This window comes from Streptomyces sp. NPDC050448 (assembly GCF_040655295.1).
Taxonomy (GTDB): domain Bacteria; phylum Actinomycetota; class Actinomycetes; order Streptomycetales; family Streptomycetaceae; genus Streptomyces.
On sequence record NZ_JBFAJR010000036.1, the window covers coordinates 13,369 to 36,826 of the forward strand.

General features: G+C 72.1%; 21 protein-coding genes and 2 pseudogenes. 11 read left to right on the plus strand and 12 right to left on the minus strand.

Annotation, left to right across the window (positions count from 1 at the left end):
* The first annotated feature begins 415 nt into the window (after positions 1–415).
* Positions 416–1,423, plus strand: a complete 1,008-nt coding sequence (locus AB0I68_RS30990) for a DUF2278 family protein (RefSeq protein WP_363180681.1) — start codon at positions 416–418, stop codon at positions 1,421–1,423.
* A gap of 600 nt (positions 1,424–2,023) precedes the next feature.
* Here the strand turns inward: AB0I68_RS30990 and AB0I68_RS30995 are convergent.
* The 5 genes from AB0I68_RS30995 to AB0I68_RS31015 all read right to left on the minus strand — a co-directional run bounded on the left by AB0I68_RS30995 (position 2,024) and on the right by AB0I68_RS31015 (position 7,020).
* Positions 2,024–2,671 carry a hypothetical protein gene (locus AB0I68_RS30995; RefSeq protein ID WP_363180682.1) on the minus strand — a complete coding sequence of 216 codons (648 nt, stop codon included), beginning with the start codon at positions 2,669–2,671 and terminating at the stop codon, positions 2,024–2,026.
* A 165-nt stretch (positions 2,672–2,836) separates the two neighbouring features.
* Positions 2,837–3,148 (minus strand): hypothetical protein, encoded by a 312-nt coding sequence (locus AB0I68_RS31000; protein ID WP_363180683.1) that lies wholly within the window; start codon positions 3,146–3,148, stop codon positions 2,837–2,839.
* Between the two features lie 59 nt (positions 3,149–3,207).
* Entirely contained in the window at positions 3,208–3,342 is a 135-nt protein-coding gene (locus AB0I68_RS31005) for a hypothetical protein (protein WP_363180684.1), read from the minus strand.
* A 244-nt stretch (positions 3,343–3,586) separates the two neighbouring features.
* The gene (gene pknB / locus AB0I68_RS31010) at positions 3,587–5,527 is read right to left on the minus strand and encodes a Stk1 family PASTA domain-containing Ser/Thr kinase (RefSeq protein WP_363180685.1); all 1,941 of its coding nucleotides are present in this window, start codon (positions 5,525–5,527) and stop codon (positions 3,587–3,589) included.
* A 557-nt stretch (positions 5,528–6,084) separates the two neighbouring features.
* Positions 6,085–7,020, minus strand: coding sequence for an NADP-dependent oxidoreductase (locus AB0I68_RS31015; protein WP_363180686.1), 936 nt, complete (start codon positions 7,018–7,020; stop codon positions 6,085–6,087).
* Between the two features lie 165 nt (positions 7,021–7,185).
* Here AB0I68_RS31015 and AB0I68_RS31020 point away from each other — a divergent pair, with 165 nt between their 5' ends.
* A complete protein-coding gene (locus AB0I68_RS31020) occupies positions 7,186–7,830 on the plus strand; it encodes a helix-turn-helix domain-containing protein (RefSeq protein ID WP_363180687.1) in 645 nt (214 codons plus the stop codon).
* 698 nt (positions 7,831–8,528) lie between these two features.
* Entirely contained in the window at positions 8,529–9,356 is an 828-nt protein-coding gene (locus AB0I68_RS31025) for an aquaporin (RefSeq protein WP_363180688.1), read from the plus strand.
* Between the two features lie 174 nt (positions 9,357–9,530).
* Here the strand turns inward: AB0I68_RS31025 and AB0I68_RS31030 are convergent, their stop codons facing one another.
* The gene (locus AB0I68_RS31030; RefSeq protein WP_363180689.1) at positions 9,531–10,136 is read right to left on the minus strand and encodes a hypothetical protein; all 606 of its coding nucleotides are present in this window, start codon (positions 10,134–10,136) and stop codon (positions 9,531–9,533) included.
* A gap of 339 nt (positions 10,137–10,475) precedes the next feature.
* Positions 10,476–10,952 carry a peptidase inhibitor family I36 protein gene (locus AB0I68_RS31035; protein ID WP_363180690.1) on the minus strand — a complete coding sequence of 159 codons (477 nt, stop codon included), beginning with the start codon at positions 10,950–10,952 and terminating at the stop codon, positions 10,476–10,478.
* Between the two features lie 208 nt (positions 10,953–11,160).
* On the opposite strand from AB0I68_RS31035, the gene AB0I68_RS31040 reads away from it, so the two are divergent.
* Positions 11,161–11,304 (plus strand): hypothetical protein, encoded by a 144-nt coding sequence (locus tag AB0I68_RS31040; RefSeq protein ID WP_363180691.1) that lies wholly within the window; start codon positions 11,161–11,163, stop codon positions 11,302–11,304.
* 10 nt (positions 11,305–11,314) lie between these two features.
* Here the strand turns inward: AB0I68_RS31040 and AB0I68_RS31045 are convergent, their stop codons facing one another.
* A complete protein-coding gene (locus AB0I68_RS31045) occupies positions 11,315–12,556 on the minus strand; it encodes a hypothetical protein (protein ID WP_363180692.1) in 1,242 nt (413 codons plus the stop codon).
* A gap of 125 nt (positions 12,557–12,681) precedes the next feature.
* Here AB0I68_RS31045 and AB0I68_RS31050 point away from each other — a divergent pair.
* From AB0I68_RS31050 to AB0I68_RS31065, 4 genes and pseudogenes are all read left to right on the plus strand, one after another.
* A pseudogene (locus AB0I68_RS31050) lies at positions 12,682–12,816 on the plus strand (IS630 family transposase); the annotation flags it as partial.
* Positions 12,817–12,862: 46 nt separating this feature from the next.
* Positions 12,863–13,453, plus strand: coding sequence for an HAD family phosphatase (locus AB0I68_RS31055; RefSeq protein WP_363180694.1), 591 nt, complete (start codon positions 12,863–12,865; stop codon positions 13,451–13,453).
* A gap of 645 nt (positions 13,454–14,098) precedes the next feature.
* On the plus strand, positions 14,099–16,387 hold the full coding sequence (locus tag AB0I68_RS31060; protein WP_363180695.1) for a serine hydrolase: 2,289 nt from the start codon (positions 14,099–14,101) through the stop codon (positions 16,385–16,387).
* A 112-nt stretch (positions 16,388–16,499) separates the two neighbouring features.
* Positions 16,500–16,883 (plus strand): annotated as a pseudogene (locus AB0I68_RS31065) (hypothetical protein); the annotation flags it as partial.
* Positions 16,884–17,018: 135 nt separating this feature from the next.
* On the opposite strand, the gene AB0I68_RS31070 reads toward AB0I68_RS31065, so the two are convergent.
* The gene (locus tag AB0I68_RS31070) at positions 17,019–17,627 is read right to left on the minus strand and encodes a helix-turn-helix domain-containing protein (RefSeq protein WP_363180696.1); all 609 of its coding nucleotides are present in this window, start codon (positions 17,625–17,627) and stop codon (positions 17,019–17,021) included.
* 85 nt (positions 17,628–17,712) lie between these two features.
* On the opposite strand from AB0I68_RS31070, the gene AB0I68_RS31075 reads away from it, so the two are divergent.
* Both AB0I68_RS31075 and AB0I68_RS31080 read left to right on the plus strand, forming a co-directional pair.
* Positions 17,713–18,150 (plus strand): nuclear transport factor 2 family protein, encoded by a 438-nt coding sequence (locus AB0I68_RS31075; RefSeq protein ID WP_363180697.1) that lies wholly within the window; start codon positions 17,713–17,715, stop codon positions 18,148–18,150.
* Positions 18,147–19,013 carry an NAD(P)H-binding protein gene (locus AB0I68_RS31080; RefSeq protein ID WP_363180698.1) on the plus strand — a complete coding sequence of 289 codons (867 nt, stop codon included), beginning with the start codon at positions 18,147–18,149 and terminating at the stop codon, positions 19,011–19,013. Before AB0I68_RS31075 ends, AB0I68_RS31080 begins: the two co-directional genes overlap by 4 nt.
* Positions 19,014–19,214: 201 nt before the next feature.
* On the opposite strand, the gene AB0I68_RS31085 is transcribed toward AB0I68_RS31080, so the two are convergent.
* Positions 19,215–20,489: a helix-turn-helix domain-containing protein gene (locus tag AB0I68_RS31085; RefSeq protein WP_363180699.1), complete on the minus strand. Its 1,275-nt coding sequence runs from the start codon at positions 20,487–20,489 to the stop codon at positions 19,215–19,217.
* Positions 20,490–20,730: 241 nt separating this feature from the next.
* On the opposite strand from AB0I68_RS31085, the gene AB0I68_RS31090 reads away from it, so the two are divergent.
* Positions 20,731–22,074: a lipase family protein gene (locus tag AB0I68_RS31090; RefSeq protein ID WP_363180700.1), complete on the plus strand. Its 1,344-nt coding sequence runs from the start codon at positions 20,731–20,733 to the stop codon at positions 22,072–22,074.
* A 239-nt stretch (positions 22,075–22,313) separates the two neighbouring features.
* Here AB0I68_RS31090 and AB0I68_RS31095 read toward each other — a convergent pair whose 3' ends face one another.
* Both AB0I68_RS31095 and AB0I68_RS31100 read right to left on the minus strand, forming a co-directional pair.
* The gene (locus AB0I68_RS31095) at positions 22,314–22,958 is read right to left on the minus strand and encodes a GAP family protein (RefSeq protein WP_363180752.1); all 645 of its coding nucleotides are present in this window, start codon (positions 22,956–22,958) and stop codon (positions 22,314–22,316) included.
* A gap of 269 nt (positions 22,959–23,227) precedes the next feature.
* Positions 23,228–23,350 carry a hypothetical protein gene (locus AB0I68_RS31100; protein WP_363180701.1) on the minus strand — a complete coding sequence of 41 codons (123 nt, stop codon included), beginning with the start codon at positions 23,348–23,350 and terminating at the stop codon, positions 23,228–23,230.
* Between the last annotated feature and the right edge of the window lie 108 nt (positions 23,351–23,458).

A 23,458-nucleotide genomic window follows, 5' to 3' on the forward strand; every position in this document is an offset into this window, starting at 1 on the left:
CTCACCCCCTGGACATCGCGGTGTGCCATCTGAAATCCAAGCCCCTGTCCTTCCCCGACGGTCGGCTCAGCCGTCGAGACGAAGCCGAACGAGCCCGCTACGGCGCCTACGTCCTGTCGCTGCGCGGCGCCGAGGCCGTCACGGTACGAGCCCTGGCCGATGGGATCCCGGCCGGTGACGGCGAGGCCCGCGCTGTCTCTGTGCTCGGCGACCTCAACGACGAGCCGACCGCGGCCACGACGGCTGCTGCCGGTCGGGTCACTGCCTACCCATGTCCAGCACGGGACTTGCGTCGGCCAGCCGGCCTCAGCGGTCGCTGCTCCGCTACCGCGGCGGGCACATCCCGCACCAAGCTTCCCCGACGGCACGACCACACTCCGGCCGTGCCGCTCCGACCGCATCCAGAGGATGACCCATGCCGCTGAAAAATTACGGTGTGCTGGCTGCCCGCGCCGTCGACCGGCGCCGGGAGGGATCCAGCGACACCCCGCACTACCAGATCCACCTCACCGACAATGCCGGCACCCACTACCGGGCCGCCGTCAACGTCGAGTCGCAGCAGGCACCCTCGGAGCTGCTGTATCTGGCCGACGACGATTTCCGCCACCCCGTGACCGAGCTGCTCCCGCCAGCCGGCAGTGGATGGACGGCCCTGGCGTCGCAGCCGGGGGAGGCGAGCCTCGACTTCATCCGCGGCAACCTGTTCGACCCGGCCTTGATGCGACTGCTTCCGCCCGATCTCGAGGGCGCCGACAACGACCTGGCCGACCTGCTCGACCACTATGTACAGCGGGCCATTGCCGACCCCACCGCAGCCCTGTATCTCTTCGGGCAGCGTTTTGGCCCTGAGGCGAGCATCCCCGACAAGGTGTTCGGGTTCCGGCCCGGCAACGGCGTCCACGACATCCACCTGAACCAGGGCAACAGCGGGCGGTTCCGCTCCGACAACGGAATCTGGCAGGACGGCGCTCTGCTCGTGCACCTACCCGCCGAAAACCGCTGGGTCGCGGTCTTCCTGGCCTTCCAGTCCCAGTCTTGGCACACCGACGACACCACCGGCCACCCCATCGACACCGCACCTCCCCGCTCCGTGGACCGCGAGGAACCCCTGCGGATCATGGCCGCACTGGTCAACCCCACCGGCCCGGCGGCCGAAGCCGAAACCGTCATTGTGCTCAATACTTCTCCCGCGCCGGTCAACCTCCAGGGCTGGCGCCTCGCCGACGGCAACCAGCAGACCCTCCCGCTCCCCGCCGGCCTGCTCCAGCCCGGCACCACGCTCACCGTCCAGGGCGGCAACGGATTCCACCTCGACAACCAAGGCGGCACGATCACTCTCCTCGACCCGGACGGCCTCAAAGTCCACGGCGTCGCCTACACCGCGCGACAAGCCGAACGTGAGGGGCAGACCATCACCTTCTGAACGCCCAGCCCACAGGCGCCACCAGCACCCTCGCCCGCCGGTCACAGCAACATGGCCGTCGGGCGAGGGCGGTCTTCACACAGCCGTTCCGGAAAGAGGGCGCAGCGGCGGTGCAGCGCCTTGCGCGCGGCGTCGAAGTCGGCTTCGGCGGCAACGGCAGGACTCGTGCGTCCGGGGCGGCGGGCATCTTGCCGGAGAAGGTGACCAGCGACAGGGCGGCGAGGCGGTCGGGGCTTTCGGCCCGGGCCCGGGCCGTGCCCGACGTGGCGGTCAGGTGCCCGCCGGCCGCCGGCAGGTCGTGGAGCAGCCGTAGTGGGCCGGTCCCGGTCGACCGGCGTGGCGGCCGGGGTGTCACGAGCGGGACCCGGGAGGCCGCTTCGTTGCAGCGAGCCCCGGGGCGGCGGGCCGTCCCCGCGGGTCGCGGAGGCCGGAGGCGAGGGCGACGGGGTGCGGGGCCAGGTGGTCGGCGATCAGATCGTCGAGCGGCAGCGGCCTGGGTCGGCGGTCGCCGCCACATCGTCCTGCCGCTCCAAGGCCATGGCGCGTACCAGAGGTCACGTCAGGGTGACCCGGGACAACTACCAGGGAATCCGACTCAGGTCACTGGTCGAGCTCGTAGAGGTCCTGGAAGTCAATGCCGTCGGAACCGAGTTGGGTGTTCTCGGCGTGCTCGCGCATCCTTGCGCCGTACTCGGGGTCGTCGGCGAGCGAGGTGTAGGTGTCGAAGTCCAGGTCGAGGACGTCGGCGAGATCGGCGAGGTAGACGTCGAGGCCGGGGTACATCACGGCGACGTAGGGCAGGTCGTCGATGTCGGTGACCAGTACCGGGTACTCGCCCATGGAGTCCGGCTCGCCCAGGTAGAGCAGACGGCGCGAGTCGCTGCCGCCGACGAGCGGCAGGCACACCGCAGGCAGCAGCTTCTCGAAGTCGGCGAACATGTCGACCATGACACCGCCGGAGCCGTACATCCACTCCGCCGTAGCACCCAGCCCCCGGTCACCGAACACGGGCTCCCCCGCGTCCTCGTACCAACCGACATCGGCGAGCCATGAGCTGTCGAAGGCCAGCCACCGGCGCAGGCTCGGTGGCAGCGCCCTCCGGCCGGGCAGCCTCAGCCGGTCGATCACCTCGGGCGCGAGCGGCACCGGTTCGGTGATGTCCGGCGCGTCCGCCGTGGGCCAGCCCTCCTGCCGAACTCGTTCGATCACTTGGTCGATCAACGCCGCTCCATGCATGCTCTCGTTCACGCGATGCAATGTGCCACACGGCACTGACAGCGGCCCTGCCGGCCGGGAACTCCCGGGATCGGGCGATCCAGCGGGCGCTGATGCTGTCGAGGGTGGCTGAACGGCGCGGGATGCAGGGGCGCCAGTGCCGGACCTGATGGCGGCGGCGGAGAAGCGTAATGTCCGCTACGCCGCGCTCCACCCCGGCAGGCTGTGCACGATGGCCCTCGACACCGCACTGGACGACACCGGCTCGCCGCGCGGACGGACCGTCCAGGAAGCCGCCGTCGCCGAAACGGCCTCAACCACTTCACCGCCTGGTGCGCCGCGTCCGAGGAGTGCGTCCTGCACGGCAAGGACGTCGCGGCCGAGTACGACGCGCTCGTCATCCGGGCCGACCGCGATCCGATCCGGACCAAGGGCAGGGCCCACCAGCCGCTGACGGGTGAGGACATCCGCGAGGCGATCACCGGCGACCCCGCCGCCGGGCTGGAGCACCGGTCAACGCGAGGGAGGCTGCGATGGTGGCCGTGGCCACCGCGTGTGCCTGCAGCCCGTCAGCGGCGTCGGGCGATGGTTACCCCGTCGCGCACCGGCAGCATCACCGACTCCACCGGCCCGTCGGCCGCAATCAGGTCGTTCAGACGCCGCATCGCCAAGTGATGCCCCTGCTGGTACGCCGGGCCGAGCACCTGTGGGCCCTGTCCCGCGGAGCCCCGCCGCCCCCGTCCCGCGGAGCCCCGCCGCCCCCGTACGGCCTCGGCCTGATGGGTGCCGCAGGAGGCGCCGGCTTCGCCCGCATCCTGCCGGCCCGCACCGAGGCGGAGCTCGACCGGCAGGGCCGAGGGGTGCCTCGGCCCACACCGGAGGGGGCCTCGTGGCGGAGGTGTTGCGCGGATGGGGAGCCGTCGAGCGAACCGGCAGCCGCGGGCGCGGTCAGGGCCGGCCGGATGAGACCCAGACCTTCACCGTGCTGCCGAGGCTGATCCGAGCGAGGCTCGCCGGTTCCTGCCGGACGACCTGCCCGGCGGGCCGGACCGCATCGGGGCCCGTGTGCTCCTCCAGCTTCAGGCCGGCGATCTCCGCGCAGGTCCGGGCGTTCTCGATGGAGAGGAACTCCAGCGAGGGGACCTCCGGCTGCTCGCTGCTCACGTACAGGTCGCAGCCGGCCAGCTCGCCCACTGCCCTCGGGTCGCCGCCGGAGGAGACCCACACGGTGACCGTGCTGCCGGTCGGCACGTCCTGGGACACCGGGTCCTGCTTGGAGATCTGACCGGCCGGGGTGAGCGCGTCCTGAACGGCGCCGGCCTCGTGCAGCCGGAGGTGGGCGATTTCCGCGCAGACCCGCGCGTCGGCGGCGGTCCGCTGCTTGAGCCAGGGGACCGAGACCTTGCCGTGTTGCTCCTCCACCTCGCAGTTCGCCAGGTCGCCCTTGGCGCGCGGGTCACCGCCGGTCGACACCCAGACGGTGACCGTGCTGCCCCGCTCGACCGATTTCGCGGTCGCCGGTTCCTGGCGGGTGACCGTGTCCTTGTCGTACTTCGTGCCGGTGGTCGTCTTCTGGTCGAGCTTCAGCCCGGCGATCCCGGCGCAGGTCGTGGCCTCGGCCGCGGACATGCCGGTGAACGACGGGGGATTGAAGTCACCGCTCGAGGAGGTGTCCGGGGCGCACGAGACGTACGGACCGGTGGCGCGCGGATCCGGGGTGTGCCGGCTGCCGAAGAGGGACCCGCCGCCGAGCGAGCTCGCCGCGACCGCCATCGCTATCACGGGAAAGGCGCCCATGGCGAAGATCCGGAGCTTGCGGAGGGTCCGGACATCGTGGGCAGGACGCGGGCGAACGGTCCGGCGGACGGATGCCGCGCCGCCGTCCGGGCCGCCGTCCCCGGTTCCGGCGGGACCGCCCGTACGGTCGGAGCCGCCCGGGTCGGCGGTGACGGTGGGCGCGGTCGCATCAACCGTGGTGGCGGTGACGGTGGCGGTGGCAGCGGGGGTGGCCGGCCTGCCGGGGGAGGCGGCGATCCGGCGGACGTCCTCGGCCATGGCCTCGGCGCTCTCGTACCGGTCGGAGGGGGCCTTGCTCAGCGCGCGGGCGACGACGCGGTCCACGGCCGCGGGCAGAGACGGATTGAACGAGGACGGCGCGGGCGCCGGCTGCTGCACGTGCTGGTAGAGGACACTCATCGTCGACTCGCCGTCAAACGGCGTACGGCCGGTGACCAGTTCGAACAGCATGCAGCCGGCCGAGTAGAGGTCGGACCGCGCGTCGGCGGGCCGGCCGAGCGCCTGCTCGGGGGAGAGGTACTGCGGTGTGCCGAGCACCGTGCCGGTCCGCGTCATGGCGGTGCCATCCGACTGGAGCGCCCGGGCTATCCCGAAGTCCATCACCTTGATCGCACCGTCGGCGGTGGTCATCACGTTGGCGGGCTTGATGTCGCGGTGGACGAGCCCCTGCCGGTGGCTGCACGCCAGCGCGTCCAGGACGGCCGCGGTCACCGTCAGGGCCCGGTCCAGTGGGATCCCGCCGACGGGGGATGGGGACAGGTGATCCCGGATCAACTCGCGTAGCGAGCGGCCCTGGACGTACTCCATCACCATGTACTGGACCGGCCCGTCCGGACCACTGTCCTCGCCGCTGTCGTGCACGGCGACGATGTTCGGATGGCTCAGCGCGGCCACCGCGCGGGCCTCGCGGCGGAAGCGCTCGCGGAAGGAGGGATCGCGGGCCAGGTCGGCGTGCAGGGTCTTGACGGCGACGGTACGCCCCAGCACCGTGTCGTGCGCACGATGGACGGATGCCATGCCGCCCTCGCCCAGCGGAGCCTGCAAGACGTAACGGCCCTGTCCGACGGCATGGATGGGCCCGGCTTCGTGCACGTTCTCGGTCTCCTCGAGGTCTCTCGCCTTCGCCCCCGGCGTCGCCCCGCCCGGGCCCACCGCGCGGGCCGTGCCGCCTCGCTGCGGTGATGCTCCTGACCTGCTGTCACCTCTGCTCGGGGAGCGGACGCGAGAGGAACTGTACATGACAATCCGGACGATACCGGGGGAGCGGGCGCCGCGTCGAATGCGTTACGGCCGCGGGCGGGGCGGTGCTGTTCCGCCCGCCCCGCAGGGCTCCGCACTCCGCCGTCGGACCAGGCGGCGCCTGGCCTTGGTGGCGACGTCCCGGTGGCGCGTGAGGGCTGATCCCGCACCACTGGCGCCTGCGTCTGCGTACCACCCCGAGCGCCGCCGGTCCGATCGCCGAAGTCCTCACTCGTCGGCCGACGTCCGGCGGAGGCCTCACAGGCGCCTGGCCGGCCTGCGGTCCGCTCGGCGTGCGGTACGTGGCCGCCGGCGGGCCCGGACTCGGCCCGAGCGCCCGCATCGGCGGCCCGCCTCCCTGTGCGCGGGCGGGTCCGTGATCTCGTTCGTGCCTGCCCGCGGGCGGTTGGTCAGGACCGGACACCGATGACGGTCTTGCCGCGGGCGCCGCCGCGCTCCACCTTCAGCAGCGCGTCGGCGGTCTCGTCGAGCGGGAAGACCCTTTCGACGATCGGCTGAAGCTGTCGGGACTCCACCAGGGCCGCGAGCCGAGCCAGCTGCTCGCCGTGCGGCCGCATGTAGAAGCTGCGCGCGTCAACGTTCCACCGGGCCGCTTTGGCCTCGGCGTCCGGGATGGGGACGATCGACACCAGGGTCCCGCCGGACTTGAGCACGCGGAAGGAGAGCTCCTGGGTCTCGCCGCCGATGGTGTCGAGGACGACGTCGAGGTCGGAGAGCACCTCGTCGAACTGCTCGGCCCGGTAGTCGATCACTTGGTCGGCGCCCAGGGCGCGGACCGTGTCCACGCTGTCGGCGCTCGCGGTGGCCACGACCTCGGCACCGAGGTGCTTGGCGATCTGGATTGCCGCCGAGCCCACTCCGCCGGCACCGCCGTGGATCAGCACCCGTGTCCCCGCTCCCACCTTGGCCTGCTCGGTCAGGGCCTGCCAGGCCGTGAGGGCGACCAGGGGCAGAGCCGCCGCCTCCTCGAACGACAGCTCCTTCGGCTTGGCGGCGACCAGCGCCGTGTGCACGGACACGTACTCGGCGAATGCTCCGCCCACGCGCGGGTCGACCCGGGCGAAGACCTCGTCCCCCACCGAGAACCCGGTCACCGCGTCGCCGATCGCGGCCACCACACCGGCGACCTCGCTGCCGATGGCCAGCGGCTGCGAGAGCTCTCCGGACGCCATGAAGCCCTTGACGATCAAGTGATCCACCGGATTCACCCCCGCCGCGTGGACCTCGATCAGTACGTCCTGCGGGCCTACGGCCGGAACGGGGATGTCGGTGACGGTCACTACATCGCTGACCTGGCCGTACTGGTTGATGACTGCTGCCTTCATGGCGAACTCCTTGATCACGTACTCGATGAGCCGACGTGCTGGTGGCACGGGGCGGCGGCGGACCCCACTCGATAGTTCCGGACCGCTCGTTCCATAATCTAGACGTTCTGGAACGAGCGGTCAAATAAATGGCCCTCGGGCGTCGTCCTTCGTTACCGTGGACCCATGGCGAGACCACGCACATTCGACGAAGAAGCGATCCTGGACCGGGCGATGCTCCTGTTCTGGCGCAAGGGGTACGAAGCGACCGCCATGAGCGACCTGGTGGAAGAGCTGGGGCTGGGCCGGGGCTCGATCTACGCGGCGTTCGGGGACAAGCACCAGCTCTTCATCCGCGCGCTCGGCCGCTACCTGGACCGCCAGGCCCACCTGCTGACCACCGCATTCAGCGAGGACCGGCCGGCGCTCGCACAGCTGCGAGAGGTGCTCGACAAGCTGCTCGCCGCAGACGCGGCATGCGGCGACGCCGGCTGCTTCAGCGTCAACAGCATCGCCGAGCTTCTGCCGCACGACCAGGAAGTCGCCACGCTGGCACGCCGGAGCCTGCGGGTCGCGGAGGAGACGCTCACCGCACAGCTTGAGCGCGCCGCGCGGTCCGGGGAGCTCTCCCCGGTCATCACGCCCCAGCAGGGCGCCCGACTGCTGCAGAACCTGGTCCAGGGCCTGCAGATCATGCGCAAGGTCAATCCTGACCCCGGCCACGCGGCCGCATGCCTCGACTCCGCGTTCGCACTGCTGACCGGCCCCCTGGCCCCCGCCACGGCGCAGACCGGCCCGGCAGCCCTGGCGGTCACCGGTACCGCTTCATGACGCCGACCGGGGCGCGGCCTGGCGACCCGGCGGCGTTCCGGGGTCGGCACTGACGCAGACGAGCTCGTTGAACAGCAGGGACTTGCCTGCGCCTGCGCCTGCGCCTGCGGTGCTTGGCCTTGACCCGAGAACCGGAACAGGCGCCTGCCCCCCGGCGGGAGAGCGGAACACGCATATGACCCGCAGCCGTCGAGCGAAGGCAGTCCCCCTCCTCCTGTTGTGGGGGGGGCGATGAACCTCGCCATGTGGGGCGGGAGGCAGGTCAGTGATACGCGCACCTCGCTTCCGGTGTGCGCCGTGAGCACCGCCCTCCTGCTCAGCCTCGGCGAAGCGGCCGACCGGCTGCGACGCCGTATCCGGGAGCGCCGTGCGTCCCGCAGGTACTCCAGGGGCTGATCGTGCCGGTCACGCGGCGGGTCCTCGGACGCACGGCGCCCGCGCACGGCGTCCGCGCGCTCCCCGGCGACGCCACCCGACTGGGCACATCTCCTCGCCGCGGCCCCGGCGGCCCCGGCGGCGTCGGGGCCGCCGCAGACAACGCCCGCCGACTGCGTCATCCGTACCGAGGATCCGTCCGGGCCAGGGCCCTGCTCGTCGGCGTGTACGCGCACATCCCGGCCCGGGAGTGCCGCACGCTTCCTCGACGTGCTCACGTGCACGACCCGAGCGCCGAAGCCGCCCGATCGGAAGGAGAACCCATGAGCGGAGGCGAGATGTCCAGGCCTGCGGCCCCGGCCGGTGAACCCGGAAGGGATACGGGTGCCGGCCCCGCGCCCGTGCGGACCGAGCCCGAACGCCCCAGTCACCCCCTGTACGAGTTCGTCCTGACCGCGATGCTGATGTTCGCCGTGGTCACGATCATCCGCTGGGTACTCGATCCGGCTTCCCCCCTCGCCCTTGCGAACGTCCATCTGGCCCTCCTCGTGGTGGGCGCGCTGGCCGGGGCGCTCGTTTTCGCGCTGATCCGCTCCCCGTGGGGGCGGCGTTCGGGTGCGCACATGAATCCCGCGGTCACGCTCGCACTGTGGCTGCTGAGGGCCTTCCCCGGCCGGGGCGTGGCGGCGTACGTCGCTGCGCAGCTGGGCGGGTCGGTCGCCGGGACCGTTCTGGCCCGCCTGGCCTGGGGGCCGGCGGTCGCCCGGGTCGACTACGGCGCGGCGGCCGCGGCGCCGTCGTGGAACGGCTGGGCCGTCTTCGCGGCCGAGGGCGGCTGCCTGGTCGTGGTTACGCTGGTGATCGGCTTCTTCCTCGCGCATCCGGCCCGCGCACGATGGTTCCCCTGGGTCCTGGCGGTTCTCGTCGGCGCGATCGTGGCCGTTCTGGGCCCCCTCAGCGGCGGCGCCGCCAACCCCGCCCGCCAGTTCGGCCCCGTGCTGATGTCCGGAACCACCGCCGGCCTGTGGATCTACCTCGTGGCCCCTGCCCTCGGCGCCGTTCTGGGCGCTGCTGCCCACCACCTGATCCCGCGGGGCGGTCCGTTCACCCGCGGCTCTCGTCGCGGCCCCAGGGCCTCGCCCCCGACCTGAGCCGGGACCGGCGCTCCACCGGCCCCTCCCATATCTGCATCGTGCTCTTCTCCCGCTGGAGATGAGAGTCGTGGGCGCGGATGAGTGCCGGGCCCCGAGTGGCGACGGCAGGGAGGTTCGGTAGCAGTACTGAAGGAAGGGCCGGACACGCGGGACGGCTGGGGCCCGGCGGCCTCAGGCGCTCAGGCCGGCCCGCCTGAGCGCCACCCGGGACAGGTCACCGATGGCCTGCTCGTCCCCCCGCCGCCACGCCTCGGCGAGACCCCCCGGCGGCACCGGGACCGCGGCCAGGTCCTTCACCGGCCCGGTCAGCGCCCGCAGGGCCAGGAGGTCGGCGCCGCCCGGAGCCTCGAGCAGCCCGCGGATCCGGGCACTGCGCCGGATCCAGCGCACGCGCGCGGGAAGCCAGAGCGCCAGCACGAAAGCCACGGAGAAGACGATCAGGGCGAACGCCGTCAGGTTGGCCACCCGGCCCACCACGTCCTGCATCGACTGCCCGGCATCCGAAAGCCCGTTGCCGGCCTCGGCGGCGGACTGCAGTGGCTTCTTCAGGACGCCCCCGATCAGCGGTACGTTCGACGCCGCGTCCCCCGCATCGCCGAGGCCGGACGCAAGGCTGCCGCTCGCGTCCTCCAACTCCCGCCCCGGCTCGGCCAGTAGCATGATCCCGTCATGGACGGCCAGCGCGAACCTCACCGCGGCCGCCACCAGGACCACGGCCACCAGATCGGCCAGCACCTGCCGGCAACGACGTGCTCGGGTCTGGGCGTAAAGGCGCATCGGGTGCTCCTGTTCCGGAGACATCAACGGACGGGACCGGTCGGTCTGCGACCGGGTGAGGCACGACAGCCGTGACGACAAGCCACGGACCATCGCCCGACCGTACGCCGCCCCTGCTCCCACCGGGCGTCTCCCCATGCCGACGGCACCCCCACGGTCACACCATTCCGCCGCACCCGGCACCCGGCCGCCGCCTGCCCGCCGCACGTGTCCCCGCGGCCGAGCCGCGGTCGCGGCCATCGACGACGACGGCGCGCTGTCTGCATCGGGTACCAACGGCCGAACACTGGCTCCACGTCGCACCGTTGGTGGTCGATGGTCTCCCTTGCCCGCCCGGGGTCAGGACAGTCGGCACACGTCGAACCGGTTGGAGCGGATGTTCCCGAACGACGCGGGGATCCGGGCGATGCCCTGGTTCGGGAGGATGGTCCGACTCTGCCCCCGGTACTCCGTGCCGTTGTACACGGTGACGCACCGGCCCCAGAGGCGGCCGTTTCGGCGCCACCTTCCGGCACTGTTCCACACGGATGCACCACCGTTGAATCCGACGTACGCGGTCGTCTCCGGGTACCGCGGCATGTCCTGCGAGACGAAGCCCGCCACGCCCGTGTAGTCGGGGCCGGTCCAGCCGCACACCCAGCCGGACGGACAGGGCTCGGACGGGGCGGGGGCGGCCTGCGCCGGCGGGGCTGCGGGGGCGGGGGTGAAGGCGACGCAGGCCGCGCAGACAGCAGCAGCGGTAGCCGCCCTCCGCCTCGTGTCGCGCGGGCGCAGGCCCCCTCGCCGCCGTCCTACGGGCAGGGTGCGTACGGGCACGGGGGATCACCGCCACTCTCCGGGAGGCCGTAGGCCTCGCGACGGCCTGCGGGGCTACTCCATCGCACCTCCGTTCCGCCTTGATCGCACCACGAGACGCCGTGCCCGGTGTCCGAGCGCCTGACCTCCACCCTCGTCATGACGAACGTCGTCCACGACGGCCCCTGTCTGATCGGCACATTCGATGAGCATGCCAAGAGCGTTGCCGGTGCACGCACTTGGCACTTCCGCTGGGACTGACCTGCGGCTGATCGCCCCGCCCACCGGCGCCGAACTCGGCAGCCTGTCGAGCGTCAGGGACACCTTCACCCGCACCGACCCCGCGCACACGTGGGTCACGATCGGCTGCTGACCGGACGGAGTCACTGGGTCGGGCGTGCCGGCCGCCGCGGACCTGATCGTGCCCGGTCACGGCGGCCCCTTCGCAGCCGACGACACCGCGCCGCCCTGATGACCGGGGCGGCCGGGGCGGCCGGGAGGCAAGGAACAGGTCGAGTACGCCCTCGGCCGCCCTGCGACGAGGGATCCGGCCCGGAACAGCCTGACGCGGTGTCGTGGCCCTGGGAGAAGGGGGTCACACCCTTGCCCCGGCGCTCTTCCTCCGGCTTGTCGCCGACCGGTCGTGCGGCGTCCTCGGCGAGCAGCCTGAGGTATTCGTCCATGCCCTCCTCCGAGTCGTCGAGCACGTAGGGCGCTTCGCCGGATACGGCCATGAGGTCTGCCCGCTTGCCGGCCGCCGACCAGGCGAGCGCCAGGGCCACGTTCTCCCCGTAGCAGGATCCGTCGACCGCGAGCCAGGCCTCGATCTGTTCGCCCTTGCGGACCTTGCGGACCGGCACCGTGAGGTTGTACTCGGACCCGCCCCCGACCTTTCGGAGCATCGGGGCGGCGCAGTAGTGGTACCGGCCGCCGATGTTCAGGGTGAGGTTGGCCTTGTACCCGATGTTCTCGTCATAGCGGGTGGCGTCGAACTGCTTGACCGAGCAGGTCAGGATGCCGTCGGTCTGCGCGGTGGAGGTGAACTTGTTGCCGGAGCCCGGGGCCTGCCCCCTGTTCCAGAGCCGGATCTGCGCGCTCTGGAAGAGCTGGGTCGTCCCCGTGAAGACGGTGGTGCCGGACAGCGTGGTCGCCCCGCTCAGTGTGGTCGCGCCGGTGAGGGTGGCGGTCCCGGCCACGGACAGGGCGGCGTCGACCTTGAGCCCGGCGTTCTGGCTCACCCGCAGCGGATTGCTTCCCGCGCCCCGGACGCTGCCGGCGACGGTGTCCCAGTCGGTGCGGACGCGCAGCAGGGCGACGGTGGTGGCCTTCGGCTTCCCCTCGTCGTTCTGGTGCCCGAGCACGGTGGTGCGCAGCAGCAGCACCTCGACCGGCTCCGGGCCGGTGCCCCGGTCGACCGGGGCGACGGCGGTGACCATCATGTTGTCGGTCTTGCCCATGGGGTGCCGGTGCAGCCGGACTTCCTCCAGCCAGTCGACGAGCGGGCCGGGCAGTTCGACGCCGTGCTCGCCGAGTGCTTCCAGGAGCGGGGCCACCAGCGGGCGCTGGCCCTCGACGGCCTCGGCCGCGCCGATGGAGTCCTTGCGGAGCTCCGCGCGGAACTCCACGGACTGCTCGACGGCGCTGCCGAGGTGGAACGCCGCCCAGGGGCCGGGGGAGGGGCACTGTCCCGCCTGTGCGCCGGCCGCGTCGCCCGGACGCCGGCGGGCACCTCCGAGTACGGCCGCTCGCCCACGCCTACCTGCGCTGGCGCGATGCCAACACTCGCCACCCCGATGGCCTCGCCGCCCAACGGCGCGAACGCGCCCGCATCCGCTGTGAGAAGGGCATCCGCTGGGGCGGACGCCTCCTGGCAACCGCAGCTTGAACACGGCGGCTGAACCTACGCGGGCAGAGCTATATACGCTGACTCGGTGATCATCTCCCTGCCGCCCGGCGATTTTCGTGCCTACTTGTTCGACTGCGACGGCACGATCGCCGACTCCATGCCTCTGCACTACCTCGCCTGGAAGCAAGCCCTCGGCGAGTGGAATTGCGTGTTCCCCGAAGACCTCTTCTACGACTGGGGAGGCCGGCCGGTAGCGGACATCATCGTCTCGCTCAACGAGAGCCACGGGCTGGCCATGCCGGTGGAAGCCGTCGCCCGCCGAAGGGAAGACCTCTATCGCAGGCTCCTCCCGCAACTCACCGCCGTCCCAGGGGTTCTGCCGCACATCGAGCACGCCTACCAGCGCATACCGACGGCCGTCGTCTCCGGCAGCACCCGCGACTCCGTCACCGTGTCGCTGACCACTCTCGGTCTTCTCGATAAATTCGACGTACTGGTGTGCGCCGGCGACTATACGAAGCCCAAGCCCGACCCCGAGGGGTTCCTGCGCGCAGCCGAGCACCTCAACGTCCCACCGGAGGCATGCCTTGTCTTCGAGGACACCGACATGGGGATCCAAGCCGCCACAGCGGCAGGCATGGCTTCCGTGCGTGTCCCACAGCCCCGGCGGGGGTGAGCGGCTCCTCCGGCATCCTGGTGGCGGAGGCGGTATCGACGGCTCGTCCGAGCCGGTGCCCGGACTGCCGGAAGCCACCCGGGATGAGCGGCCGTTGGGCTCTCGTCGGGTCGTGCTGCGGCCGGCCGCGGGGCGGCAGCGAGCCGGGTCGCCGCAAAATCAAACACTGGCGGTATCGGCCCTCCGGTGTGTTGCAGACCGCGCGGCAACCGCCCGCCGCACCGAAAGGGGCGCGGCGGGCGGGGGCGACCTCGGCTACCGTCCCACCGGCCACTTCCCCGCCGCGGCCTGACCACCAGCGCCCGCCGCGCCGGCCGCGACCGCGAAGAGATCGCCAGACAGGGCGGCCGGACCGACAACTCGGCGGCCATGGAGGGCTGCTTCGACGACCGAACGGTCACAAGATCGAGCAGGTGGAACGAGCCGTGCGCTGCGTGCATCTACCAGTGCGGCGGGGCCTCGTAGGGGCATCGCCGCACGTTATCTGAACAGTGTGAGTGGCAAGGCGGGGCTGGGATGAAGGCGATAACGGCGGCGGGCGGTTCTGCGAACGGCCGGGAGCTCGAGAGAACCACCGCCGCGGGGGCGGGCCCTGACGACACATCCACGGAACTTGACACCGCGGACGTCACCGAGGCTGGTGACGTGGCCGTGCCCGAGGCCGTGCCCGAGGCCGTGCCCGAGGCCGTGCCCGAGGCCGTGCCCGTGGCTGAGCCTGAGGCCGAGCCCGAGCCCGAGCCCGAGCCCGCGGCCGCGGCCGTGGCCGCGGGCGGCACGGACACGGAAGCCAAGGTCGGGCAGAGGGCCGACGACACGCAGGTGCCCACCATGCGCGCACGTACCGCTGTCGAGCCCAACAACGACACCGGGGCCGGTGGCACGGGAGCCGCGTCACCCGCGCCCAAGGCCTCCGCACCGGGCACTGAGCCCGGGAGCGGGACTCGACCCACCCCTGACGCCGAGGCGCCGAGCGCGCCCGACGCCGCCGCAGCGGGCAACGAACCCGAGCGCGGCCCTCGGCCCACCGCCGGCACCGGCAAGGACACCGAGCCCGAGCCGGATGAAGCGCCCGCAAGCCGTACCAAGGCCGCAGCCGATGCCGACGAGAAGGCCGACTGCACGCTGACGCCCACCAAGCCGGCGTCCGGCACGGCCAAGACCGGGACCAGGCCCGCGACGCGCCCGGACGCGCCGGGCGAGGGGACCAAGGCCGCGGACGCCCCGGCCTCCACGGCCGACTCCGACGGCGGAGGCGAGGACACACGAACCGTCGCGTTCCGCGCGCCCGACGTTGCCGCGACGGGCCGGAAGCCCACGGCCGCCGCCGCGACGGACACGTCCGGGGACGGCAGCAAGGCGCGTCGCGATGCGAACAAGGCAGCCCGGCCCTCGGCCGGAGCAGAAGGCGCCGACGCGCCGAGCGACGGGTCCGACGCCCGAGGGGGCCAGTACGGCTCCACCGCCAAGGCCACGGCCGAGGGTGACGGCCGGAAGACGCCCGCATGGGCGCGGGAAGAGGAGAGCGACTCCGAGCGGACGAGCCGGTTCGTCGCCCTCAAGCCGCTCGACGCGCCGGCGCCCGCCGCGCCGCGGCCCCAGCCGCAGCCCCAGGCCCCCGCGCCCACGACGCCCAAGCCACCGCTGGATCTGCTGGCCGAGCTCACCAACACCCCTCCCCCGCAGGAGACCCCCCGCCGGACCGCGGTGCGCCGCGTCAAGGTGTGGACGCCGATCCTGTTGCTCCTCGCCGGGGCCTACGTCGGCGCCCAGCTGCTGCGTCCGCTCCCCGCCCCCCGGCTCGTCGCCACGGAGACCGGTCACACCGTCGACGGGCAGTTCTCCATACCCTGGCCCGCCAAGGGCCAGGGGGCCGTCCGCGTCCCCGGCTCCGGCGACATCGGCACATTCGGCGAGCAGAAGCCCGTCCCCACGGCCAGCGTGGCCAAGGTGATGACGGCCTACGTGATCCTCAAGGGCCACCCCCTGCGCAAGGACGATCCCGGTCCCGACATCACGGTCGACGCGAAGGCCGTGGCCGACGGCAACTCCGAGAACGAGTCCCGGATCCAGGGGCTCACGGCAGGAACGAAGTTCAGCCAGCAGGACATGCTCAAGATGCTGATGATCCCTTCGGGCAACAACGCCGCCCGACTGCTGGCCCGCTGGGACACCGGCAGTGACTCCGAGGCCGCGTTCGTGGAGAAGATGAACGCCGCCGCCAGGGACCTCGGGATGAAGGACACCACGTACACGGACCCCAGCGGCCTGGACGCCGGCACCGTCAGCACCGCCACCGACCAGTTGAAGCTGGCCGAGGCGGTGATGAAGGACGAGGTCTTCCGCACGATCGTCGCCATGCCCAGCGCACCCATCAAGGGGCTGGCCCAGCCGCTGGTCAACAACAACGAGCTGCTCAGCGTGCAGAGCCTGAGCGTACGCGGCATCAAGACCGGCTCCAGCACTCCGGCCGGCGGAACGCTGATGTGGGCGGCGTACAAGTCGGTCGGCGACGAGACCCCGCTGATCCTCGGCACGTTGATGGAGCAGCGCGTGGAGGGCCCGGACCCGAACGCGACCAAGAGCCTGGCCCTGGTGCAGACGAACAGCAGGAAGATCATCGAAGCGGTGCGGACGGCCCTGGCGTCCACCCCGCTCGTCCGCCAGGGCGACAGGGTCGGTTACGTGGACGACGGCCTCGGCGGCCGCGCGCCGCTCGTGGCCACCAAGGATCTGGACGTGATCGGCGTTCCGGGCCAGCGCGTGAAGCTCGCCGTCGCCGCGGGTGCCTCGCCGCTGCCGCACCAGGCGAAGGCCGGCACGGAGGTCGGCACCCTGACGGCCGGTGACGGAGAAGGGGCCAAGAGCGTGCCGGTGGCCGTCCAGAACGCCCTGACCGAGCCCTCCGTCGGCACCCGGCTCACCCGCCTCGGCTGAGCGGACCCGCCGCCGGTTCGGCCGTCGTGCCGGGCCGGCGGGCGGGATCCGGGAGGGTGTCAGAGGCCTTGGCCTGGTCTCCAGCTGCGTGAGCGCCAGCGGAGCGAGGGCAGCCTGGCGCCTGGTCGCACCCCATCTGAACGCCCGCCCGGGCTCCCGGGCGCTGGTGGTGGCCCGGGGCAGCATCGGCCCGTACGTCTGCGACATCGCCCGCGCCCTCGGAGCCTCCGACTTCCTCAACGTCGAGCCCGAGCCCGACCCCGAGCCCGAGCCCGACCCCGACCCCGAGCCCGCCCCCGAACACCGCTCCCTCGCCGAGGGATACGGCGCGTGCACCGCCGAGGCGGTCGAGCCGAACCCGCACGGCTTCGACCTGGCCGTCGAGGCCACGGGCCGTGTCGACCAGCCCGCCCTCGCCGTCAGGTCCCTCGCTCCCGAGGGGCTCACCGGCGTCACCCTGCGCATCGCCCGCGACAACGTCCGCGCCCGCATCCCCGGACGCCCTCGCACGATGCGCGCCGCGATGGTGCGTGCTTCCTCGCCGGTGTTGCCTTCGGCGATCACCGGCGTAGCGGCCCCGGACGTTCCCGAGCATCTCGTCGTGGTCGAGGCCGCCGAGGTCCTCGACCGGTCACTGCGGGCGGGACGCGTGCGGGTCCGGGGCCGCAACTCTTCTTGCGTAGCCCGACAGTTGGGCCCGTAGCCTCTCGCGCGGCACGCCCTCCTGGCCGGCCAGGCGTTCGACGAGGTCGGCCCGGGTGGCGGCGAGCAGGGCATGGGCGGTGAAGTCGGCGTCGGTCAGCCCGGGGACCTGCTCCAGCACGGACCGGAGCAGGCCGTGCCACCGCGCGTAGTGCTCCGCCTGGTACAGGCTGCTGCCCCCGCTCTCCTCAAGGGCCAGCGCGAGGCGGCGGTTGTCGAGCTTGAAGCACAGGACGGCGTCGAGCAGGGCGGGTACGCGCTCCTGCGGCGGGGTGGCGGGCCCGAGGGGCGGCGGGCCCGATTCCACGGCCTCCCGGACCGGCTCGAGCCGGGCCTCGTACAGCGCGCGGAGCAGGCCGGCGCGGTCGCCGAAGGCCCGGAAGAGCGTGCCCTTGCCGACGCCGGCCGCCACCGCGATGTCGGCCATCGTGAGGTCCTCGGGGCTCACGCACCGGGCGAAGAGGGCGTCTGCGGCCTCCAGGACGGCCTGCCGGTTTCGGACGGCGTCCTTGCGGGGCTTCCGCTCGTACTCGGGCACGCGGCTCCTCCAATTGAAAAGCGGACCCGGAGTCCGTATTGTCAAAGCGGACCCAGGGTCCACATCTATCGTACGGAGGATACCCATGTCCGCACCCGAATCCGTCTCCCCGGCGGAGCTTTACCGCCGGAGCCTGAGCCTCCTCCTCGCCAAGGACATACCCGGCTGGGTCGGCCTGTGGGCCGAGGAGGGGGTGATGGAGTTCCCGTTCGCGCCCCCGGGCCGACCCGCGAGGCTGGAGGGGAGGGAGGCGATCGCCGACTACATGCGCCCCTACCCCGACCACATCGACCTGCACGACTTTCCCGAGGCCGACCTGCGGATCCACGAGACCGCCGAACCACGGACCGTCGTGGTCGAGATGCGCGGCGTGGGCCGGCTGGTGCAGACCGGCCGCCCCTTCGACATGAGGTACGTCGCCGTCGTCACCACCGAGAACGGCCGCTTCACCTCCTACCGCGACTACTGGAACCCCCTTGCCGCCCTGGAGCCCGGTACCGACTTCGCAGGGAGCAGCCGATGACCACGACCGGCGCCATACCCGTACCCGGCACCACGCTGGTCATCGGTGCCACCGGGACCACCGGCAGCCGCACTGCCGCACAGCTCACGGCCGCCGGTCACCCCGTCAGGGCGGCCAGCCGCAAGGGCACACCCGTGCCGGGCGCCGAGCCGGTCGCCTTCGACTGGTACGACCCCGACACCCACCACACCGCCCTCGACGGCGTCGACCGCGTCTATGTGATCCCGCCCGTGAGCGATCCCGACCCCGCGGCCGTTGTCCTGCCCTTCCTGCGCCGGGCCCGCGCCGTCGGCGTGCGGCGCGCGGTGCTGCTCAGTGCCTCTTCCATCCCGGAGGGCGGGCCGGCCGTGGGCCTGGTGCACCAGGCCCTGCCGGGCATCTTCGACGAGTGGGCGGTGCTGCGGCCGTCCTGGTTCATGCAGAATTTCACCGGCGGCCACATGCATGCCGTCGGCATCCGGACCGACGGAACCCTCCTGACCGCCACCGGCCACGGCCGGGTCGGCTTCGTCGACGCCGCGGACATCGCGGCCGTGGCCGTCCGCGCGCTGACCGACGTACAGCCACCCAACAGGGACCTCGTCCTGACCGGACCGGAGGCGCTCAGCCACGACGACATCGCCACGGTCATCACCGAGGTCACCGGCCGTCCCGTGGTCCATCGCCCGCTGTCCTACGAGGAGATGCGCGACCGACTCGCCGCGCTCATGCCGCAGGAATTCGCCGCGATGCTGGCCGGCATGGACCGGGCCATCGCCGAGGGAGCGGAAGACCGCGTCACCGACTCCATCCAGCGCGTCATCGGCCGCCCCGCCCGCACCTTCCGCGCTGTCGCGGAGCGCGAGCTGGGCTACGGGACTTGACGCCGGGCAGGCCACACGGCGTCCCAACGCGCCGTCGGCCTCGGAAAAAAAACGACGCCGCCTGTCATCTGCGTCGCTTTCATCACCCGCGGCTCCGCTGTGCGCGCCGCTCTCCCCAAGAAGTGCTGACCGGGCGTCGGGCCCGTCGGCGGGGAGACGGCGCGCACGGCCGGTCGTCCGATCCGGCGGAGCCGGGCGGTGTCAGCCTGCGTCTGGCTTGCCCTGCCGTAAGGCGTCGTGGGCGGCCAGTGCGGCGCGCAGCGTCAGCGCATCGGCGCCGCGGGCAGCGTCCAGTCCGGTGAGCTCGGTCGCCTTGCGCAGGCGGTAGTCGACCGTGTTCGGGTGGACCTGGAGCCGGGCGGCAGCCCGGCGCCGGTCCAGGCTGCACGCGAGGAACGCGCGCAACGTGACGAGCAGCTCCGGGCGCGCATCCAGCGGGTCGAGCAGCGCGGCGAGCCCTTCCCTGGCCGGTCCGGGCCGGCTCAGCTGGTACTCGAGCAGCACATCGTCGAGCAGGTACAGTCCGGGCCCTCGGCCGGACGCCTCCGCCACCTCACGTACCTCGCCGACCAGCCGGGCAGCCTCCGCGACGCCTTCCGGTGCTGCGGCTGCCGCCGCAGCCACCAGCTCGGCGCCGCACATCCGGCCGAGCTGTTCGACCAGCCGGGAGATCCGGTCCCGGTCCGCACGGCCGAATTCGGCGGCCGGGGTCTCGTACGGGATCAGTATCAGCCCGCCGTCGCCGGACAGCACGGACAGCGGGACTCCTGTCGTCTGGCGCTGCAGTTCATTGCGCAGCCGCCGGAGTTTGCGGCGCGCGGCGACCGAATGGTTCACGCCGGGCACCAGCTCGTCCGGGTGCGGTCCCACCGAGATGCTCAACACCAGGTAGCAGGGCGGCAGACGGATGCCGGCGCGGTCGGCCGCGACCTGTGGGCTGCCGCCCTCCAGCAGCCGGGACAGCAGCGACTGCAAGGCGACCTGCTCGTCACTGAGCGCCGTCTGCCGCTCCTGTACGTACCCGGCCGCAACCTCGCAGCTCACCAGCCGCAGATACGCGAGCAGTTGGCGCTGCACCAGTAGCACATCGCCCAAGTCGCCCGGTTCGGCGGCCGAGAAGACCTGGGCGGCGCACTCCTCCGCACCCAGGTGATAGGCACCGACCACGGCCTCCAGCGGCACGCCCTCGTCGGCACGCCGGGCCGAGGACTCGCGGATCGCCGCCGCTTCAGCCTGCCCCGGCAGTTCGCCGGTGACGAGGACCGCGGCGAAGCTCCGGATGCCGCGGGTCACCTGCTTGGCGATGTCGCCGCCCAGGTGTTCCGCCGGCAGCGTTCCGTAGACGGGCAGCCGCTCGACGAGCCGGACCATCACCGCACGCTCCAGCGCCCCGGCGGCGTCCTGGAGCCGCTTGTGGACCGGCACGCCGCCGAACTGCGGCACCGGGTCCCGTTCCACGGCGTTGGATCCGGTCACAATCCACCTCGCACATCTCTGTTCCCCGCCCCGGAGACTTGGCCGCATACCGGCCCCATGATGTTTCCGGGACATCACCTACTGGTTGGTAACACTACTGGCCGGTGGATGGCCAGATGCGGCGGACCGCGGCCGCATCGTTCCGCAATTGCCTGCCGGGGGCCGCCCGCCCCGGCCTGACGCGCCGATGTACGGGACCTTGTGTCGGCGCGTCACCCCCCACCCGGGAATCGAGGAACGCATGACCAAGGCAACCGTTCGCCTGATCTCCGTCGCTGTCGCCACCGCGGCGGCCATGACCGCCGCGCCGGCGGCCACCGCCGCCGAGTCCACGCAGGCAGCAGCGACGGCAACGGCAAACGACCCGTTCTACGCCTATGGCGGCAGCCGGCCCCTGTCCGCGTTCGCGCCGGGCACGGTGCTGAAGACCCGGACGCTGCAGTACCACCTCGTCGGCATCCCCACGCCCCTGAAGGCAGTTCAACTGCTCTACCGCACCACCAACGCCCAGGGCCGCCCCGCGGCCAACGTGACCACGGTGGTGCGCAGCCCCACGGGTGACCGTAGCAAGGCGGTGTCCTACCAATCGTTCTACGACTCGCTCAGCCCGGAAGACGGACCGTCCCGGGCGATCGCCGGCGACGTCACCCTGGGCGGCCTCATCCCGAACGTTGAGGCCCTCTTCCTGGCACCACTGCTGACGCAGGGCTACGACGTCGTCATCCCGGACACCGAGGGACAGCGAGCGAACTTCGCCGCGGGGCCGGAGTACGGGACGAACACGCTGGACTCGATCCGCGCCGCAACCAAGTCGGTGCAGACCGGACTGACTTCCTCCACCGCCTTCGGCCTCATGGGCTACTCCGGCGGTTCCATCGCAACCAACTGGGCGGCCGCGCTCGCGCCGAGCTACGCGCCGGACGTCAACCGCAAGCTGGTCGGGTACGCCGAGGGCGGCCTGCTCGTGGACCCGGCACACAACCTGAAGTACGTGGACGGCTCACTTGCGTGGTCGGGTGTCATCCCCATGTCGGTCATCGGGGTCTCCCGCTCGTACGGCGTCGACCTCAAGGCCTATCTCAACGGCTACGGCCTGGAGGTGTACAAGGAGCTGGAGCACGGCTCCATCCTCGACGCCCTCGGTCATTACCCCGGGCTGACCTGGAAGAAGATGGCGAAGCCGGAGTACGCCGACCCCAACTCGATTCCCGCGTTCCTGGAGGCGGTGAACAAGCTCAACCTCGGCTCCGCCGCCACCCCGACCGTCCCCGGATTCATCGCCCAGGGCAACGCGGGCATCTTGGAAGGGACCTTCGGCAACCACCCGGGAGTCGGCACCGGCGACGGCGTCATGGTCACCGGAGACGTGCGGGCGCTCGCCCGGCAGTACTGCGCCACCGGCGGCACCGCCGTCAAGTACAGCCAGTACGAGCTGCTCAGCCACACAGGCGCGCCCGTCGTCTGGGCGCCTGTCGCGCTGGGCTGGCTGGGTGACCGCTTCGCCGGCCGGACGGCCCCGTCCGACTGCGGCCGCATCCCCGCAGGCAACTCCCTGGTACCGGAGGAGCCCGCGCCGCTGTCCTGACATTCGTGCGAGGTCCTGCCACGCCGCATCCGCACGGCAGGACCTCGCACGAGCCACCAGGCCGAGGACGTCAACGTGTGCTGTACCGAGTGCGGACCGGGGTGCGTTGGGGGATCTCCGCCACCACCTCACGCCCCACCCCAACCCACCACCCACCACCGCGCACAACGGGTCAGCAGATCCCCAGATCCGCTGACGACGCCGGAGGGGCCGATGACCGGGAACTGACCTGCCGGTCGTTAAGCGACGAGTTCATGAATACTGCTGGCGGTCAGCCAGAGTCCGGCCAGCATCGAGAGGGTGACGATGAGCTGGTCCTGGTGCTGCTCGAGCCAGGTCCGCAGGGCGTTCAGCCGGGCCTGGGCGGGGCCCGGCGCCCAGACGGTATACGTCTCCATGACCAGGAGGCTGAGGGTGGCCAGAAGGCAGTAGCCGGTCAGGGCGAGCCAGTCGGAGAGGGAGGAGAGGTCGGCGGCGACGACCGTGGCGGCGCCGGCACCGACCAGGGCCCAGGGCTGGAGCAGCCAGGCGAGTGCGGCAGCAGTGCCGAGCGAGGCGTCGTCGATGCGGGCCGTCCAGCGCGGTGGCCGGTGCGGGCGGGGCGGCTGCCGGTGCCGATAGCCGCCGAACAGCACCAGGCCGACGCCGATGGCCAGCTTGGCGGCGACCGCCGCGGTCGACGGCGTGCTGTGGTGGACGGGCGGCGTCCCGCCGGTCAGCAGCACCACACAGGCGATCACCACGACCAGGTTGGCCAGCCAGGACAGCAGAAAGACGAGGCCCTTGCGAACGCCGCGCCGCGACGCGAGCAGCAGGATGAAGCCGCTGTTGTGCAGCGGTCCGAGGGTGATGGCCGTGCCGATCACGACCAGGTCGACGACCATCGACACAACCGCTCCCGGAGGTGAGGCCCGCCCGGGATTCCCGGACGGGCGTTTTAGGCGGGCGTGCCCGGCGGGCAGGGCTGCCAGCGGCGCGCGGCGCCGCATCCCGACTCTGCGGCCCTCGGCCCGACAGATCAAACAAGCCACGCGTCGACCCCCCCGAACGCCTCGGCCCTGTCACGCACAACGGGCCCTGCCACGGACCACAGCAGGACGAACAATCCCGCCCGGCGCCGGCGTGCCGGACCAGAGACGGATCCCGAGAGCGGTCAGCGGCGGGTGCGGCGGACCACCGCTCCGCTCAACAGGCGCAGTGGGTGCAGGCCGGTCGGAAGCGGCCCCTCGCGGTTCTCCGCCAGGGTGTTGTCGAACGGGTCGCCGACGCCGCCCATGGTCGGCCCGATACCGGCTTTCGGTAGGCGGCTCGTCCTGACCGCCCCGGAGTCGAGCGGCTGATCGACCGGGCGCGGCGCCCCACAGCCGGCGTACCTGATGCCAGC

Bases quoted from the DNA above. Each gene is read 5' to 3' on its own strand.
- AB0I68_RS30990 (WP_363180681.1), top strand. From the start codon at position 416: ATGCCGCTGAAAAATTACGGTGTGCTGGCTGCCCGCGCCGTCGACCGG.
- AB0I68_RS31015 (WP_363180686.1), bottom strand. From the start codon at position 7,020: ATGAAGGCAGCAGTCATCAACCAGTACGGCCAGGTCAGCGATGTAGTG.
- AB0I68_RS31020 (WP_363180687.1), top strand. From the start codon at position 7,186: ATGGCGAGACCACGCACATTCGACGAAGAAGCGATCCTGGACCGGGCG.
- AB0I68_RS31025 (WP_363180688.1), top strand. From the start codon at position 8,529: ATGAGCGGAGGCGAGATGTCCAGGCCTGCGGCCCCGGCCGGTGAACCC.
- AB0I68_RS31030 (WP_363180689.1), bottom strand. From the start codon at position 10,136: ATGCGCCTTTACGCCCAGACCCGAGCACGTCGTTGCCGGCAGGTGCTG.
- AB0I68_RS31075 (WP_363180697.1), top strand. From the start codon at position 17,713: ATGTCCGCACCCGAATCCGTCTCCCCGGCGGAGCTTTACCGCCGGAGC.
- AB0I68_RS31080 (WP_363180698.1), top strand. From the start codon at position 18,147: ATGACCACGACCGGCGCCATACCCGTACCCGGCACCACGCTGGTCATC.
- AB0I68_RS31090 (WP_363180700.1), top strand. From the start codon at position 20,731: ATGACCAAGGCAACCGTTCGCCTGATCTCCGTCGCTGTCGCCACCGCG.
- AB0I68_RS31095 (WP_363180752.1), bottom strand. From the start codon at position 22,958: ATGGTCGTCGACCTGGTCGTGATCGGCACGGCCATCACCCTCGGACCG.
- AB0I68_RS31100 (WP_363180701.1), bottom strand. From the start codon at position 23,350: ATGGGCGGCGTCGGCGACCCGTTCGACAACACCCTGGCGGAGAACCGC.